The organism is Lunatibacter salilacus (assembly GCF_009797935.1).
GTDB classification, from domain to species: domain Bacteria; phylum Bacteroidota; class Bacteroidia; order Cytophagales; family Cyclobacteriaceae; genus Lunatibacter; species Lunatibacter salilacus.
The window spans coordinates 148,196-165,606 of record NZ_VOLC01000006.1; the positions used below are offsets into that span (position 1 = coordinate 148,196).

Annotated in this window: 14 protein-coding genes; 10 read left to right on the forward strand and 4 right to left on the reverse strand. The window is 43.2% G+C overall.

Annotated elements, in window-relative coordinates:
• Positions 1–17 precede the first annotated feature (17 nt).
• Entirely contained in the window at positions 18–3,515 is a 3,498-nt protein-coding gene (locus FQ608_RS10145) for a SusC/RagA family TonB-linked outer membrane protein (protein WP_158858057.1), read from the reverse strand.
• Between the two features lie 114 nt (positions 3,516–3,629).
• Positions 3,630–4,691 (reverse strand): FecR family protein, encoded by a 1,062-nt coding sequence (locus tag FQ608_RS10150; RefSeq protein WP_158858059.1) that lies wholly within the window; start codon positions 4,689–4,691, stop codon positions 3,630–3,632.
• Positions 4,692–4,965: 274 nt separating this feature from the next.
• Between FQ608_RS10150 and FQ608_RS10155 the strand changes: the two genes are divergently transcribed.
• The 10 genes from FQ608_RS10155 (at position 4,966) to FQ608_RS28020 (ending at position 12,007) form a co-directional block, all read left to right on the forward strand.
• Positions 4,966–5,205 carry a MoaD/ThiS family protein gene (locus FQ608_RS10155; protein WP_158858061.1) on the forward strand — a complete coding sequence of 80 codons (240 nt, stop codon included), beginning with the start codon at positions 4,966–4,968 and terminating at the stop codon, positions 5,203–5,205.
• Positions 5,206–5,209: 4 nt separating this feature from the next.
• Positions 5,210–5,620, forward strand: a complete 411-nt coding sequence (locus FQ608_RS10160) for a molybdenum cofactor biosynthesis protein MoaE (protein ID WP_158858063.1) — start codon at positions 5,210–5,212, stop codon at positions 5,618–5,620.
• A gap of 36 nt (positions 5,621–5,656) precedes the next feature.
• Positions 5,657–6,646 carry a GTP 3',8-cyclase MoaA gene (gene moaA, locus FQ608_RS10165; RefSeq protein WP_158858065.1) on the forward strand — a complete coding sequence of 330 codons (990 nt, stop codon included), beginning with the start codon at positions 5,657–5,659 and terminating at the stop codon, positions 6,644–6,646.
• Positions 6,647–6,649: 3 nt separating this feature from the next.
• Positions 6,650–7,738, forward strand: a complete 1,089-nt coding sequence (locus tag FQ608_RS10170; protein ID WP_158858067.1) for a HesA/MoeB/ThiF family protein — start codon at positions 6,650–6,652, stop codon at positions 7,736–7,738.
• A gap of 2 nt (positions 7,739–7,740) precedes the next feature.
• Positions 7,741–8,925: a molybdopterin molybdotransferase MoeA gene (locus tag FQ608_RS10175; protein WP_158858069.1), complete on the forward strand. Its 1,185-nt coding sequence runs from the start codon at positions 7,741–7,743 to the stop codon at positions 8,923–8,925.
• Positions 8,926–8,990: 65 nt separating this feature from the next.
• Positions 8,991–10,124 carry an XdhC family protein gene (locus FQ608_RS10180; protein ID WP_158858071.1) on the forward strand — a complete coding sequence of 378 codons (1,134 nt, stop codon included), beginning with the start codon at positions 8,991–8,993 and terminating at the stop codon, positions 10,122–10,124.
• A 427-nt stretch (positions 10,125–10,551) separates the two neighbouring features.
• Entirely contained in the window at positions 10,552–10,851 is a 300-nt protein-coding gene (locus tag FQ608_RS10185) for a nucleotidyltransferase family protein (protein ID WP_158858073.1), read from the forward strand.
• Positions 10,844–11,185 (forward strand): HepT-like ribonuclease domain-containing protein, encoded by a 342-nt coding sequence (locus FQ608_RS10190; protein WP_158858075.1) that lies wholly within the window; start codon positions 10,844–10,846, stop codon positions 11,183–11,185. Before FQ608_RS10185 ends, FQ608_RS10190 begins: the two co-directional genes overlap by 8 nt.
• A 200-nt stretch (positions 11,186–11,385) precedes the next feature.
• Complete coding sequence (locus FQ608_RS10195; protein ID WP_158858077.1) at positions 11,386–11,679, forward strand: nucleotidyltransferase family protein; 294 nt, start codon at positions 11,386–11,388, stop codon at positions 11,677–11,679.
• Between the two features lie 31 nt (positions 11,680–11,710).
• A complete protein-coding gene (locus FQ608_RS28020; RefSeq protein ID WP_394351654.1) occupies positions 11,711–12,007 on the forward strand; it encodes a HepT-like ribonuclease domain-containing protein in 297 nt (98 codons plus the stop codon).
• Between the two features lie 454 nt (positions 12,008–12,461).
• On the opposite strand, the gene FQ608_RS10205 is transcribed toward FQ608_RS28020, so the two are convergent.
• Together FQ608_RS10205 and FQ608_RS10210 are read right to left on the reverse strand one after the other, a co-directional pair.
• Positions 12,462–14,024 (reverse strand): RagB/SusD family nutrient uptake outer membrane protein, encoded by a 1,563-nt coding sequence (locus tag FQ608_RS10205; RefSeq protein ID WP_158858079.1) that lies wholly within the window; start codon positions 14,022–14,024, stop codon positions 12,462–12,464.
• Between the two features lie 32 nt (positions 14,025–14,056).
• Positions 14,057–17,266, reverse strand: a complete 3,210-nt coding sequence (locus FQ608_RS10210; protein WP_158858081.1) for a SusC/RagA family TonB-linked outer membrane protein — start codon at positions 17,264–17,266, stop codon at positions 14,057–14,059.
• Positions 17,267–17,411: the final 145 nt, after the last annotated feature.

The following is a 17,411-nucleotide window of genomic DNA, read 5'->3' on the forward strand; positions in this document are numbered from 1 at the left end:
TCTTGGATTTTGGGTGATTAAAACTTAAGATTCAGGTTAAAGCCTATGCTTCGGGATACAGGCAAGCCCGTCGCTTCCAAGCCCATCAGGTTATCGGAGGGAAATCCAAACTGATCGGGGTGGATATGGGGCACCCATTTTTTGATTACCGCCACATTGTTGGCTACCACATTTAGGCGAACTCCCCTCACGGGAAAGTTGGCAGGAAGCAGTTTGGTGAAATCATAGCCCAAACTGATTTGCCTCAACTGCCATGAACCCGCATTGAATACCGACAATTCAGAAAGCCTCAAACTTCTCATAACCTCATAATACTGTTGCACTGGAGCTTGAGCTGTATTTACTTCGCCATTCTGATTAACTCCTTCTCCGACTACATAGCCCACGTCCCTTCCAGGTAGAGTTGCTTTGTCCAATCCATGCCTATATGCGTTAATATGTGTACCGGAAATCATCTTATGTCCCAGTTTAAAATCAATTAAAAATGACAAATTGATTCCTTTATAATCAAATCCATTCGTTATACCACCTACCCAAGTTGGAATTGCACTTCCGAATTCAAGTTGGTCGGCACTTCTTAAGGGTCGTCCGTTTCCACTGTTATGTACCACTCTTCCCTGATCGTCCCGTAAGAGTCCAAACCCATAAAGTTGGGCCATGGGTCTTCCGACTACATGTCGAAGTTCTCCGTGAAAATCGGCGGTACCTACCGTAATGCTGTTGTCACTTACATCCGGCCCCAAATCAAGCACTTCTGTGATGTTATACGCCGCATTAAAACTTGAATTCCATCGGAAATTTTCGGTAGCGATCGGATTGAGATTAAGCATCATTTCGACTCCCTCATTGCTGCTTTCTCCCACGTTGATCAATTGGCTAAGAAAACCTGTCGCATCGGACATTTGCGCCTGCAGGATCTGGTCCTTGGAAATTTTGTGATAGTAGCTCACCTCAAATCCTACCCGGCTGTCAAACAACTGCATTTCCAAACCAAACTCCCTTTCCTGTACCATCATGGGTCTCAGGTTTGCGTTTGGCACAGTGGAGCCGGATATACTCGCCAAGGGCTGAGGGGTTCCGTTGGAATTGGGGAATTGCTGTGCATTAATTCCGTAAAACAGGTTGTTGGAATAGGGCTGTACATCGGTATCACTACCCACCTCGGAGTAACCGGCACGGATTTTACCAAAAGTTATCCATTCCGGCAAAGAAGCTCCAAACGCTTGGGAAAACACAAAGCTACCTGTAATAGAAGGATATAGAATGCTGCGATTTGCGGGTGATAGGGTTGAAAACCAGTCATTTCTTACTGTGCCGTTCACGTAGAGAAACTCCTTGTAGGAAATCTCTGCTGACCCATAGAGGGAGTTTACCTGTCGTTCGGAAAACTGATATATGGGATCCCTTAACCGGCTATTACCGATGGTATACAGATCCTGCGAGAAAAAATCCTGTACAAATACATTGTGTCTGCTAAACCTTCTGTACATCTGATTCCCCCCGGCATTTACCAATAAACCAAAATCGCCAAAGGTTTTATTTGCGCTTACAAGAAAATCGGCATTTATTTCCCGAACGTTAGTTGCATCCTGTACATATTGCCCATTAACAAATCCTGCTGGAGCAGGTACCTGCCGTTGGGTACCGTGGGGAAGGTTATATTCTTGCTCTCTGGCATAGAAGTCCTGACCTACACGTGCTTGGACAAACAACCAATCTGCCAGATCGTATTTTGCAGTAATATTTCCAAACACTCGATCCCGATCAATATTATCGAAACGCTTGAGTGCGAAATAAGGGTTGGTTCGGTTGGTAAACCGTGACCAAACGTTTTCGTTGCCATTCGGGGCTTCTGCATTATCCCTTAGTACGTCCATTGGCATAGAGTTAGCCAATGTATATATGATCACGGGGCTATAGTCCTGCTCGGCTAGGTTAGGTGGGTTTCTCCGTTGTTCTTTAGAATAATTGATATTTCCGGAAATAGTTAGTTTCTTGGCTAATGTCTGCGTAAAACCGAAGTTGACCGTTTTCCGATTAAAATCTGAGTTCGGCATGATTAACTCATTGTCCATATTGGAAATCATCAGGTTGAATCCGCCATTTTCTCCCGAAGAAGCCATGGAAACCGAGTTTGTCCAAGTATATCCTTTTCGGTAGAATTGATTGAACTGGTCTTTCTGAGGTTCATAGGGCACTTCCAGTCCGTCAAAAAGAACATGGGTCATTCCTGGCTGGAATTTTTCACCAAAGCTCCATACACCCGAGGTGGGAAAAGGAGAAGTTGGCCGGACCCCGTTCTCCCCCTGTCCGTATTCAAACTGATAATCCCTGAAGTCCATTGGGGTATCATGGGTGAAATTGGAATTAATTTCTAGGCTTACACCCCTGCCGGTTCCTCTGTTTTTGGTCGTAATCATAATCACACCGTCCTTGGCACGGGATCCATACAACGCAGAAGCTGCTCCACCCTTAAGTACGGTCATGGATTCTATGTTATCTGGATTGATACTATTCAACCCATCGCCACTGTCTGAAGTCCGGTTACTCCCTCTATCCGAAAAATCACCCCGAGCTCCAAAATTGGTGTTGTCAATGGGAACCCCGTCCACTACAATCAGCGGCGAGTTATTACCCCCAAAAGATGACTGACCGCGAATCCGGATTTTGCTGGTTCCAGAAGGCCCGGAGCCCAGGGAAGTGATGTTTACTCCTGCCATTTTTCCCTGCAGGGCATTCATGAAATTTCCGGTTCGGTTGATAGTCATTTCGTCCTGACTGACGCTGGAGGTGGCATATCCCAAGCTTTTTGCCTCCCGCTTAATACCCAAGGCCGTAACAACCACCTCATCCAATCCGGAAATATCTTCTACCATGGTCACATTGATCACGCTCTGGGTGCCAATAACCACACGCTGATTGCGGAAACCGATAAAAGAAAAGACCAATGCCCCACCATCAGGTGCGGTAATGGCATAATTACCATCCAAATCGGTCACTGTTCCCTGTGTTGTTCCCTCCACGAGGACAGATACTCCGGGGAGTGGGATGCTGTTGGCGTCTACTACTTTACCGGTGACATTAATATCTACGGCATTATCCACCAAAACACCATTTGACCCATTAACAAGCCTGACATTAATATGCTGGTTAACCTGCTTGAATCTAAAATCTGATTGGGAAGAAATCTTGTACAGTAAGTCATATACGGAGATCATATTTTCGTTTACCGAAATCAGCACATCGGATTGAGTAACTTCCCGATCAAACACAAATTTAGCCCCGGTTTTGGCTTCCAACAGTCTAAACAGTTCCTTGGCTCCGACATTCTCCACATTAATGGATACCCTATTCTCCATTAATGTAGATTTGGAAGACACTTGAGTTTTGGTACTCGCAACGGCAAGCGCGGTGACACTCTGCGCTAAACCTATCTGAGGCAGCATGATTTGAAAAACCAAACCAAAGATCACTGCCCATTTTAACTTACGATGGAATGGTACATCTTTTTTCATAATTTTGGGTTGTTAATTGATAAAATAAGTTAACTATAACTTGGCCTGATTAAGCCGGGTATTTGCTTCACCATGTGAAGCATTTTGAAGATTTCTTAATTATTTTCCCACATATTAATCATTTATTTTAATCCAAATATTTTTCCCTTTAACTTGATATTCAATGTTATATACAAATTTTAATCCTATTAGAATATCCTCCAGCATTTCGTTTTCATATCGGGCGTTTATTTTCCAAGGTTTACCGGGTCTGCCAAAAATCTGAATGTTTACACCATACCATTTTTCCAATCGATTAATAAATTCCGTCATGCTGGCATCCTGGAAAAGCATAATACCATCTTTCCAACCGACGATCTGTTCCACATGAAAGGTTGTAACTGTAAATTCACCGGACCTTCGATCTAACCCTACTTCGTGACCGGGGGAAAGTATTTGATTTTCCAAACCTTCCCGCTGATCTAAAAAATTGACCAAAACTTTTCCCCGAACTAAGGAAACCCGGGTTTGGTAATCCTCCTCCGAAGCCAACACATTAAAGCTTGTCCCCAATACTTCAATCGACATCCCCTCCGTCAAGACAATGAATGGCACACTATCATGATGGGCCACGTCAAAAAATGCTTCACCAACCAATTCTACCCGTCGGTCCGTACCACCAAATTGCCGGGGAAATGTAAGCGAGGATTCATAGTTTAGATGCACCTCGGTACCATCAGGCAAGGAAAAGGTAGATTTTAAACCCCTTGGGTTTTCAACGGTTCTGAGTGGGATTTCCACCGCAATGGGGTCTGCCTCCAAAGTCGGATATATCCGCTCTATAGAAATCCCGACCAAAAAACTTACCAACAAAATAGCTACTACCCTTATCCATTGTTTCTGGACCAACCGAGAAAACTGTAAGCTTGGTTTACTCCATTCAGCTTTATAGTAATATTCCTTGGCCAACACCTTACCTAACAGGTCATCCATTTCTTCCGGCAACAAATAATCATCTTTAAACTGTAGACGCTGTATAAATTCTCTCGCTCTGAGGATTTCATGATGCGCATCTGAATTGCTTAGACTCCAGTTTTGCCAAAAAATTTCTCTTTCCTCATTGGGATGATTGACCCAAAGAACAAAGTCTCTATTGGAAATCAATTGAATGAAAATATGGCTTAAAGGGCTTATCACAGGTAATTATATGTTCTATTTATATAAGGGAGAAATCATGAAAATGATACCGGAATTTTAAAACTTTTTTTTAATACTTTTTTGGTAGCATGAAAAACAATGAACAGATAGGGAAATATTTATGTTAACGGAGCAATGGAAATCGGATTAGGAATTAAGGATTCGCCTTTGAACTAGTATGAATTCGGCGGCTTAATTCTAATAAATGCGCCGGTCATTATTGCCGTCCCATAGATTATCCGTAATTTTAATTCTCAAAGAAAATAGTATCGGCATGGAAATAAAGTTGTTTGGAATCACCAAAGATATTGTTGGAAGAGATATGTTGCCGGTGCCTGCAAACATTCAGGTGCATACAGTTACGGAATTGAAAGAATGGCTGTATCAACAGTATCCCGGATTGGAAAAACTTTCCGCACTCGCTGTAGCTGTAAACCAAACCTATGCGGAGGACGGCACAGCCCTTGATTCCACGAAAGAAGTAGCACTAATCCCGCCAGTAAGCGGTGGATAAACCAATGATCAAACTAGTTACCACCATAGACATCAACGAAGCCTATTCCGCCCTTCAACATCCCGAAGCCGGAGGTATATCCCTTTTTATAGGAACCGTACGTAATCATGCATCTGGAAAATCCGGGGTTACCCAACTGGATTTTGAAGGCTATGAACCCATGGCGCTAAAAGAAATGGAAGCTTTAGCTGAAACCGCCAGAGTCAAATGGCCCATCAAAAAACTGGTTATGATCCACACCCTTGGCACCAAAAAAGTCGGAGAGCCAGTCGTTATAATCGGAACTTCTACTGCGCACCGAAAAGATGCTTTCGACTCCTGCAAATTTCTGATCGATGAGTTAAAAAAATCTGTTCCGATTTGGAAAAAGGAATATTTCGATGATCAGACAGTCTGGGTAAATTCCCATCCTTAATTTACCCAAACGACATTTCTGAATACCATTAACTCTATGACAAAGAAACTAATAGATCAATACGGAAGAACATTGAATTACCTGCGCCTTTCAGTAACGGACCGGTGTAATTTCCGGTGCTACTATTGCATGCCGGAGGAAGGGATGAACTTTGTGGACCGAAAGGATTTGCTTTCTTATGAGGAGCTTGAGTATCTGTTGGATATTTTCAGTTCCTATGGCGTAAACAAAGTCCGGATTACAGGTGGCGAACCCTTTGTCCGAAAAGGCATCATGGATTTTTTGGAAAAGATGAGCCAAATAGAAGGCATCAATCAAATCACGGTCACTAGTAACGGAACCCTCAGCAGGGATCAAATGATCGAGCTTAAACGTCTAGGCATAACCAAAATAAACATCAGCTTGGATTCCCTAAACAAACAGCGATTTTTCGAAATTACCAGAAGGGATAAATTTGATGAAGTTTTTCAGTGCATTTTGGATCTACTTGAGTTAGGGTTTGAAGTCAAGCTTAATGCCGTGGTGGCAGATGAAAAAAACATTTCCGATATTATACCCTTTGTGGAGTTGACGAAATATTACCCCCTGTCCGTTAGGTTTTTAGAGGAAATGCCGTTCAACGGGTCCGGGAAATTTGAAGTACCAAAGTGGAACCACGTCGTGTTATATGAATATATAGCCACTGCATATCCTACTATTGTGAAGCTTTCGGATGAAAAAAACAGTACTTCAGCCAATTATCAAATTCCCGGTTACAAAGGAAGTTTTGGCATCATAGCCTCCTTCAGTCGAACTTTTTGTGGGACCTGTAATCGCATCCGGCTATCTGCCACGGGTGAGTTCCGAACCTGCCTCTATGGACCTGCTGCTGTCAACTTACGGGATGTACTTCGATCGGGAGCAAGCCGTGAGGAATTGGTTCAGGAAATAATCATGGCCGTAGCTAAAAAAGAAAAAGACGGTTTTGAAGCAGAATCATTACAAGCAGAAGCACCTAAAAAGTCTATGTCATTCCTTGGCGGTTAATACATGCAGACCGAAAATAGATATATCCGACAAATTCAACTTCCCAATTTTGGAAGGGAAGGGCAGGTAAAACTTCGTTTGGCAAAGGTTCTTGTAGTTGGCGCTGGGGGACTGGGCGTACCGGTGCTTCAATACCTCGCAGGAATGGGAATAGGAACTTTGGGCATAGTAGATGGGGACACCGTAGCTGTTAGCAACCTTCATCGACAGGTAATTTACGACATGGAAGATGTTGGGACATTGAAAGTGGCAGCCTGTAGGAAAAAGCTCTCCCGGCAAAATCCTGAGATTATCCTGCAGACCTATCCATTTTTTTTGACCACCGAAAATGCCCTGGAAGTAATGTCCGATTACGATGTGATCGTGGATGCTACCGACAATTTTGCCGCCCGTTACCTGATTAATGATGCCTGTATAATTTTGGGAAAACCTTTTGTGTATGGAGCGCTCCAATATTTTGAGGGACAGGTCAGCGTATTCAACTATCAGGGTGGTCCCACCTACCGCTGTCTTTTTCCTACACCGCCCGATGCAGGACAAATTCCTGATTGCAATCAGGCAGGCGTCCTGGGAATTGTTCCCGGGATTATCGGTTCCTACCAAGCGTTGGAAACAGTGAAAATTGTTGCAGGTCTTGGCAAGGTGCTATCCGGTGAGTTACTCATCCTTGACCTTTTGGGACACCATAACTATAGGATGAAATTGAAAACCAATCCTGAAAATCAACTTATAACACGGTTGGCAGATGATTACGATTCTCCAATCTGTGAAACTATTGCATCCATCAGTCCCGAAGAACTTCTGACTTGGTATGAAACAAGGCAGGATTTTTTATTAATCGATGTGCGGGAATCCCATGAGTTTGCTCAAGGCCATTTGGAAAACGCACAATCTATTCCCCTTTCAAAGTTGGAAAGAATTCCAATGGTTGACCTAAGGAAGCAGCCCGTGGTCATTATGTGTCAAATGGGATCAAGAAGCGAAAAAGCTATTCAACTAATTCAAAACAAACTACCTGACGCAACTTTACTCAACCTAACCGGCGGCATTAATCAATGGTATCAGGAAATCGGTGAAGCATATATTCAATAATAATGATTCAAGTAAAAGAAGCCCAAAAACTCATTCTGTCCCAAGATCTTCCAAGCAGTACTAGCAAGATACCTCTTCAGCAGGCCGTAGGCAGGATCTTGGCCCAAGACATTAATGCGGACAGGGATTCCCCTCCTTTTGACCGGGTGACCATGGATGGAATAGCCATTCAGGCATCCCGATTTTCCCCAGAAAAATATTTTTTCATAGAAAATACCCAAGCGGCTGGGCAGCCACCGCTTACGCTTTCTGATCCGGAGCATTGCCTAGAAGTTATGACAGGGGCTGTATTACCCCTTCAGACAGATTGTGTTATTCCCTATGAATGCGTGGTAATCGCTGATGGGAAAGCCCGCATTGATTTAAGCGATGTAAGTGCCTTTCAAAACATTCATGGCCAAGGTACAGATGCCCGCAAAGGAGACGTACTTATCCCAAAGGGAAGTACAATTACTGCCGGTATGGTCGGGGTTATGGCTGCTGTTGGATATACGCATGTTTCCGTTGTTTCCCCTCCTAAGGTGGTAGTATGCGCTACCGGCGACGAACTGGTACCCGTGGATCAAACGCCTCTACCCCATCAGATTCGCAATTCTAACTCCTATATGTTGCAGGCAGCCTTATTGGCATTGGGAATAAAGGCCGATACCGTCCAAATTGCTGACGATAGGGATAAATTACGGGATGGATTGAAAAAACTTGTCGGAAACTACGACGTGTTGATGTTTTCCGGAGCGGTATCGAAAGGGAAATTTGATTACCTACCCGAGGTTCTTGAGGAGTTGGGTTTGGACAAAAAAATCCACGGAGTAGCCCAGCGGCCCGGAAAACCCTTTCTATTCGGAACCGTCGGCAAAACCCTAGTATTTGGCTTTCCGGGCAATCCCGGCTCCACCTTGGTCTGTTTTCATGCCTACTTTAAGCCTTGGCTCCGAAAATACCAAGGTCTGGCTGAAAAACATCTTTATGCAACGCTCACGTCAGACCTGGTTTTCAAAAAGCCACTGACCTACCATTTACTGGTCACTTTCGAAGACAAAGATAGCGTTCTTCTTGCTTCCCCGGTTGATCATTCAGGATCAGGAGACTTGGTTCATCTGGGGCTCGCGGATGGATTTGTTTCCCTTCCCGCAGGAAAAGATTTTTGGAAAGCGGGCAGCCTTGTACCGCTTATTCGATTTGATTAAATCGCTACAAGCAATTTGAATTCTTTGTTCAAATTGAAAAAATATTTGCATTAAGCACCCAATCGATGAAAGAGATAAAAGAAATTATCCATGCCTTTGGCCGGGCCCAAACTCTGGGAGAACAGACTGCTTTGGCAACAGTAGTCAAGGTAGACGGATCTTCATACCGGCGTCCGGGTGCCCGAATGCTTGTAACGGAAAACGGTGCCCTAACAGGTGCCATCAGCGGGGGATGCTTGGAAGGGGATGCACTGAAAAAAGCCCAATTGGTAATCTTTCAGAAAAAATCCATGGTGGTGACCTACGACACCACCGATGACGATGATGCCAAATTTGGGGTAGGTCTCGGATGTAACGGAATCATCCATATCTTGATAGAACCAATCGATCCCGAAGCGACTGACCATCCCATAGCATTGCTGAAGCAAGCTATGGAAACTCGGGAACCAAAGGTATTGGTGACCCTTTTTGATCTAAAAAACAAAAGGGAAAAACAAGTGGGTACCTGCCTGCTTTTCACTAATGGCAATTTTTCGTCCGTTCCTACGGCTGTTACGCCTTGGCTGTCTGAAATTGAACGTGGCATATCCGATGTGCTCAAAGTCAACCAATCCATTATCAGCCAATATCCCGGTTCCCAACCCATTAATGCATTTATAGAGCTGATCCAAGCTCCCATATCGTTAGTAGTAGTAGGTGCGGGAAACGATGCCATACCCCTCTGCAAATTGGCCGATGTCCTAGGCTGGGAAGTGACCTTGATAGACGGGCGTTCCAACCATGCCACAGCTGCGCGTTTCCCTACCGTTCACCAAATCCATGTTGCCAATGCAGAGGAAGCCATTACCCGCTTTGCAAAAGACAGCCGAACAGCCGTGGTGTTAATGACCCATAATTTCAACTATGACTTGGCCATTATGGAAGGCCTTTTGCCGATAACCCTCCCCTACCTGGGTGTTTTGGGTCCGAAGAAAAAGTTGGAAAAGATGCTGGAAAATCTGGAACACAAAGGTGCAGTGGTTGGATCTGAAGATCTGAAGAAAATTTTCGGTCCGGTTGGGCTACACATTGGTGCCGAGGCACCGGAAGAGATAGCGCTTTCCATTGTCAGTGAGATAAAAACAGTATTGGGAGGTGGAGATGCCGGGTTTCTTCGGGATAGGGAAGGGCCGATTCATAGGGAGGAGAGGATTAATTAGGTTTTTTGATATTTATGGATATTGGATATTTGTGGATATTATTTAATGGAAATATGGTTGATATATGGCCTATGGCCGAAATATAGCCTACGGCTGAAATATGGTGGAAATATAGTAGAAATCGGAGCGAAGCGGTGACCCTCGCGGTTCAGGGTATGGCCTACGGCCGAAATATTTGTAACTAATATTTGTGGATATTAGATATTGATGGATATTTGGGAGGATTGAAATATAAAGGCATTGTCCTGTTTAAGGTTAAATTTACTGTATTCGATACACAAAAAGATGTTTGGACAAACTTCTGGTTTGGCATTTTTGATTCTCTGTTGAAATCTAACGATATTTGGATAAATTTCTAAGAAGGCGTGAGCCCTGACTCAGCAAACGGCTTAACTTAAAGTTTAGAAAATAATCCCTTAAAAAACTGATGATAAACAGCTCCGAAATATTGTCATTTTTAAAAGAGAATAAAGCGTTACTATTTGATGAATGCCAATTGGTTAGTATTGGTTTGTTTGGATCATTTTCAAGAAATGAGGGAACAGAAAACAGTGATATTGATTTGATCGTTGAATTTCAGCCCAACACAGAGAATTTGTCTGAAAAAAAATCCAAAATTAAAGATTTGGTCGCTAGAAGGTTTGACAGAGATGTTGATTTGTGCAGAGAAAAATACATCAAACCTTATTTCCGAAACCAGATAATTCAATCCGCAATTTATGTCTGAGAAAGATAAAGGGAATTTATTGGCAATAATTGATAGTTGCTTGAAAATCGAAAAATTCGTTGAAGACATATGCGATGTGGATGCATTTTTTGAAGATGAAAAGACATTTGATGCAGTACTCATGAATTTTGTGATAATTGGAGAGGCAGTCGGAAGATTATCAGAGCAGTTGAAAGAAAAAGAGCAGCAAATCCCTTGGACAAAAATCCAAGGTTTCAGAAACATTGTGGCACATGATTACTTTGGGGTTGATGCGGAAGAAGTATGGCAAATCATAAAGAATAACCTTCCTGAATTAGCAATCCAAATTAAGATAATAATAGAAGAAAATTAGCCCCGTGAGCAATCGAAGTAATGTATTCAATGGAGGTTAATATGTGAATTCTTTTTAGAAGTTAACGTTACCGTCCAGTACCTTCGGGTTCCCCCGCTAGGTGTAGTTTGGAACCCTCCCTATCAATAGGAGTTTTTAATTCCAGTTAGTATATAAATATGATGTGGCAAATAGCAATTCGAATTTTTATATATTGCAATATGACAGAGCTAACGACGATAAAGCATATATTGACTGGCTTAAAAGGCGAATTAGCCGCCAAGTATCATGTTAGTTCTCTAGGCCTTTTTGGATCTGTTGTACGTGATGATTTTAATCCTGCAAGTAGCGACATCGATATTATTGTAGACTTTTCCAGTCCCATAGGTATCGAGTTCATTGATTTAGCCGAATATCTCGAGAGTGAGCTCAATAATCCGATTGATCTAGTATCTAAAGCAGGCGTAAAGGATAAATATTATAAAGAAATAGAGCCTGAGATTATTTATGTCTAAGCGTAATGCTGAGTAGTTAATAGAGGATATCATTGACAGTGGCAATAAGATACTTTCTTATACAAAAGACCTATCATTTGATGAGTTCGTAAATGACAGCATGGTTGTTGATGCTGTTGTTCGAAATTTTGAAATAATTGGAGAAGCTGCGAATAGGCTACCGACAGAATTTAAGGACCTATATGCTGACATCGATTGGCATCGAATCCGAGGTTTTAGGAACAGGATCGTTCATGACTATTTTGGCGTTGATTACCAGATTGTTTGGGTTGTGAAAGAATCATTTCTTCCTGACTTGATTTCAAGACTGCAATTATTAGGCAAATGATATTTGACACATACCTCCCTGCGGTTTCCATGAGGATGGTGGAATACAGTTATTGATGTATCCACCGGAACTACTCTCAGATAATACAAAGGAAGAAACCAAATAGCTTAATCATCTCCCAGCTACCCGTAGTCTGACCCCCGCTAGGTGTAGTTTGCAAACACACCTCCCTATCAAAAGGAATTTGCAATTCAGGTTACGATGTAATACCTCCATCATCGAAGAGAAAAGAGCTTAGAAAGAAATATGAAGAAAAGTATCTCCGAAAAAAAGATCCGGAGTGGACGGTTTTTGACAGGGATAGCTTCCCTTCCAATAATTTTAACAATGCAGTTAACAAAGGTGAAAATTCAAGACCAAAAATTAATTGTGCATGAAAATTTTATCTTAACAAAAAAAATCCCGGCAGAAAACTTCTACCGGGATTTTTTAATACCTGATCCACAATTACCGATTAGGGATAATCAGGATTTTGAGGAGTCAAGTTCGGATTGTTTTGCATTTCAGGAAGCGGATAAGGCATCAATAAATGCATGTTTCGGAGCGTCTGATTGGAGCTTAAGTTGACGTGGCCCACGAAATCATCGAAACCGTCTGTCAACTCATTATATGCCTTCCGCAAACGCAGCATGTCAAACCATGTAATCTGCTCGTAGCAGAGCTCATGCCATCTTTCTTTCCATACAGCTTCCCTAAAGGAATCCGTTGTAAATTCACCCAAGGCAGGTGTCTCAAGTTCTGCCCGGTCACGGATCCTCTTAAGGCCTTCATGAGCCAACGCATTGGGTCCGCCTACTTCGTTTTGAGCCTCTGCATACATTAATAACACCTCAGCGAATCGAATCAACGGCACATTGAGGTTATTCGCCCGGTTGCCGGGAACCCCAGCCGTACCCAAAGCAGCTCTGTTAAAATGTTTGAAAATGTAGGGAGCACCCAGATCAAACGGTTCGCCGCTTCCATTGGTATAATAAGACGTGTAAAAGAAGCCCTCCTGGTTTACCGCTCTCTTATCCCCCTCTTCAAAGGATTCATAGAATGCAATGGTAGGAACGGTACTTCCTGTACCCCCTGGTCCCTGGAACGTAACAGGCTTAAAGTTAGGGAACATATTATTCATGGGATTGCCTGCTACAATCACATTGTATTGAATCATGAACAAATGTTCCAATCGGTTACCGTTTGTCTCATCGTGCAAGTCTCCATATTCGGGGAACAGATTGATAGAGCCGGGGTTTCCGTTGGCATACTCGATTACTTCTAGCGATTTGTTTGCAGCTAGGGTATAGTACTGTGTGCCAAGGTTAAGGGGGAAACCTGCCATAGTCAGGTAGACTTTAGCCAACTGGGCCTTGACAGCGGCCTGAGAAACACGTCCACTTTGGTCCATCCAAGGCAAGCCTGCACTTTCGGCTGCCAGCAAGTCTTCAACAATCAAGTCGTAGATTTGCTGCTGTGGAGCTGGAGAAGGCCTAAAGTCTTCTGAGCTTGCCGTTTGTGGAGCTGTAATCAACGGAACATTTCCCCAGAGCCGTACAGCGTAGAAATAAGCCCAAGCTCTAAGAAATCGCGCCTCTCCCAAGATTTTTCGCTTTTGGTTCTCGTCCATAGGTGTGATCGCAGGAACTCTGTCCAATACCAAATTTGCTTGTGCAATTACCCTATAGAGACCATTCCACCAGTTAATCACGTGTTGCGTCCTGCCGTCATAAATCAACCCATATAAGTTGTTTAAGTCGGAATTCTGAGCCGTCTCCGTTGTTGAAGTACCAGTAGTAGCCTCCATAAGCTGCCACGTAGAAGAGAAAATACCTCCATCACCTCCATAAAATCGCATGTCCGCGTAAACTGACGCAAGTGCAGCTTCTGCATGATCCGGAATGGTATAAAATGACTCCGGTGTCAAGTTGGATGGGTCCTCCTCGCTGAGGAAATCCGCACATCCAGTATTAAAGGTAAGAAGCGCCAACCCTAGGGAAAGGAAGGAAAGAGCTTTTCGTTTTATATTAAATTTCATCTATGTTATCATTTTAGGTTATTACCGAAGGATTAAAGAGTTACCTGCAGGCCTAGCATATAGGTTGTAGGCTTGGGATAAGCATGCCAATTCATACCTTGGGAAAAGGCATTCTGCGCATTTCCTCCACGAATCGGAGCCACTTCCGGATCACCGATAATGTCGCTGCCAGTCAGTAAGAAGAAATTTTGAACAGTAGTATATACCCTCAATCTGCTTAACTTAACCCGGTTAGCCACTTCGGAGGGGAATGTATATCCAAGAAGTACGTTTCTTCCCCTTAAAAAGGATGCATCTTTTACCCAGTGGGAATCAACATTCGTAACGTAACCCGCCCTAGTATCTCTAATTTCCGCAACCATTGTATTTTGATTGGTAGGAGTCCATGCGTTTAAAACGGTACGATAGCTGTTTGCAAGGGCTTGTCTATCTTCACTTGGATGCAAGTTCATGTCCAACAGGTCATTTCCATACATATACTGTAGTTCAAGTGTCAAATCCCAATTTTTAAACGTAACATTATTGTTCATGGCTCCCCACATATTTGGGTTTCCGTTTCCTATGATCTGCCTATCGGAATCATTGATAGCTTTGTCTCCATTTATATCCAGGTACTTAATATCACCGGGAAGTATGGTTAACCCGTTTCTATAACTTACGTATTCGGCAGCTTCACTTCTTTCAGCCTCACTCCAAGTACCCAATCGAACTAGACCCCAGAATGAACCTACAGGTTCTCCTACACGAATGATATTTGTCTGGTTGGTGAAATTGGGCCCACCCACTCCGAAAATATCCGCAGGCGTAGCTAAGGACAATACCTTGTTTCTGTTTGCCGAAAGGTTAAAAGATGTATTCCAAGTGAAGTCACCCTTTTCTACATTGACGGTATTAATGGTAAACTCAATCCCTTTATTCTCCATGGAGCCTACGTTGCTTCGGATAGTGGCGTATCCGCTGGTTCTCGGAACTGGAGAATCCAATAACATGTCTGTAGTCTTTCTGTAATAAAAATCCAATTCAACGGACACTCTGTTTTGGAATAATCCCAACTCTAATCCAATATCACTTTGTGCTGTTTTTTCCCATCTAAGATTAGGATTGGCTAGTCGGTTAAGACCTGTCCCTCCTACCTGCGTTTCATTGTAAATCGCAGAGTAATTGGAACTAAGCAAAGCAAGGGAAGCGTAAGGGGGAATTTCAGAGTTGCCGGTAAGACCATAGCTGGCTCTCAATTTCAAATTTGAAATTGTAGCATTACCTTTCAGAAATCCTTCCTCAGAAAGTCTCCATGCCAAAGCTGTGGAAGGGAAAAAGGCATATTTGTTATTTTCACCGAATTTGGACGCGCCATCGGCTCTACCTGTTGCTGTAAACAAATACTTACCATCCAAGCTGTAGTTTATTCTGGCAAAATATGAGTTGAGTGCATGTCTATTCGCGCTTGAACCTACCCGGGGCAACTGGGAACCAGCTCCCAAGTTATCGAAGGTAAAGAAATCCGTGGCGAAGTTCTGTATACTGGCACTCATGGAGGTGAACGTATTTTCCTGCCAGGAGATACCCAATAATCCAGTAAAGGAATGTCGGTCTGCAAACACTTTATTATAGGTCAGGTAATTTTCCAACGACCAAAAGCTATCTCTCATCATGCTTTTTGATGCCGTACCGTTTTGGGCGATAGCCAAGGTCCGTGTACTTGATTGACTGTTTTCCTGGGTCATGATATTGACGCCAAGAACAGTCCGCATTTCCAACCCTTCGGCAAACTTGATATTGGAGTATGCACTACCCAAAGTCGTTTGTGTATTAAGAATATACCTACGTCCGTAAAGCCGGTGCATGGAACTCATAGTACCTTCAGCAAAAGGATAGTCCCTGTTGTTGGCAAATACTCCGTCATCATATCTGACAGGCAAAAATGGGAAATCTTCCACAATCTGACGTGGAACTGCATCACTTACATCCACCAAATTTTCTTCCTGTGTGTTGTAGCTGAGGGTACCTCCAACGGTCAACCATGATTTTACCTTGTCTTCAATGGTAAATCGAGTGGCGTATCGGGTTAAATAGGAAGTCTTCAACAACCCCTGATCATCCCGGTATCCTAATGAAAGAGAATAAGTGGTTCTTTCATTGCCACCAGTAAACCCTAACTGATGGTTTTGTGAAATTTTATTTTGAGTAGTTTCTTCCAGCCAGTTTGTGTCATGTAAGGGGTTGCCCTGACTATCGAATACTCTGGGGTCAGTACGACGAAGGGCAGGGTTAAGGTATGCCCATCTGCCGTCATTCCATCCGACCGGATCATATTTTTCCATATTTCTCCATGCCAAGTCTTCAACCATCATATATTCCGCAGCGTTCAAAACCTCCGGTCTGTTGGGACCTATAGTGTTTACACTCATGTCCACATTGTAAGTCAGGGTTCCTTCACCCGCTTTTCCTTTTTTGGTGGTAACCAAGATAACACCATTTGCACCTCTTGAACCGTAGATTGCGGTGGATGAAGCATCTTTCAATACTTCCACAGACACGATATCGTTGGGGTTGATGTAATCGATAGGGTTACTGGCTTGGTCCATGGTACCCATGGGAAGCATTACCCCATCTACCACATACAAGGGGTTGTTGGAAGAGTTGATGGAGCTAAATCCACGGATCCGAACGTTTGTTCGTCCTCCTGGACGACCTGAGTTGGTGTTTACCTGCACACCCGCTACCCTACCTGCCAGAGCTTGGTTAAGTGATGGTGCAGGTCTCTCACTAAGTTCTGCAGAACTTACAGACCCTACCGATCCGGTAAGATCGGATTTTCTCTGGGTACCGTATCCAATAATGACTACCTCCTCAAGAGAAGATGAATCTTCCTTTAGCGTGACATTAATTACCGTCTGGTTTCCAACCCGGATCATTTGGGTTTCGTATCCGATAAAGGAAATAACCAAAGTAGCACTTTCAGCAACATTAATGGAATATCTACCGTCTATGTCAGTTACTGTTCCCTGAGTAGTTCCCTGCACAGAAATGGTTGCACCCGGCATGGGATCTCCCGCTGGGTCTGTAACGACACCTGAAACGACGACATTTACTTTGTCGCTCACCTCTGAATTAACGAGTAAGCGTTCGACTCGGTCCGTGGAAACAGCCGAGGCAGTAAACGTGAAAGCACCTGAAAGGCAAACTCCGTAGAGCATTCCCTTCGTTGATTTCAAGAATACATTTTGTAATCCTTTTTTCATTTTTTTAGGTTTTTGTAATGATAATAATTGACTTTAAATACTTGGCAGACTGAATTATTCAACTGACAGTAGTAGCAAGAAGATTACTTGCAGGCATTGAGAGGGATAGGTTATTACATATGCGACTTTTTAGGGTAATTTGGAG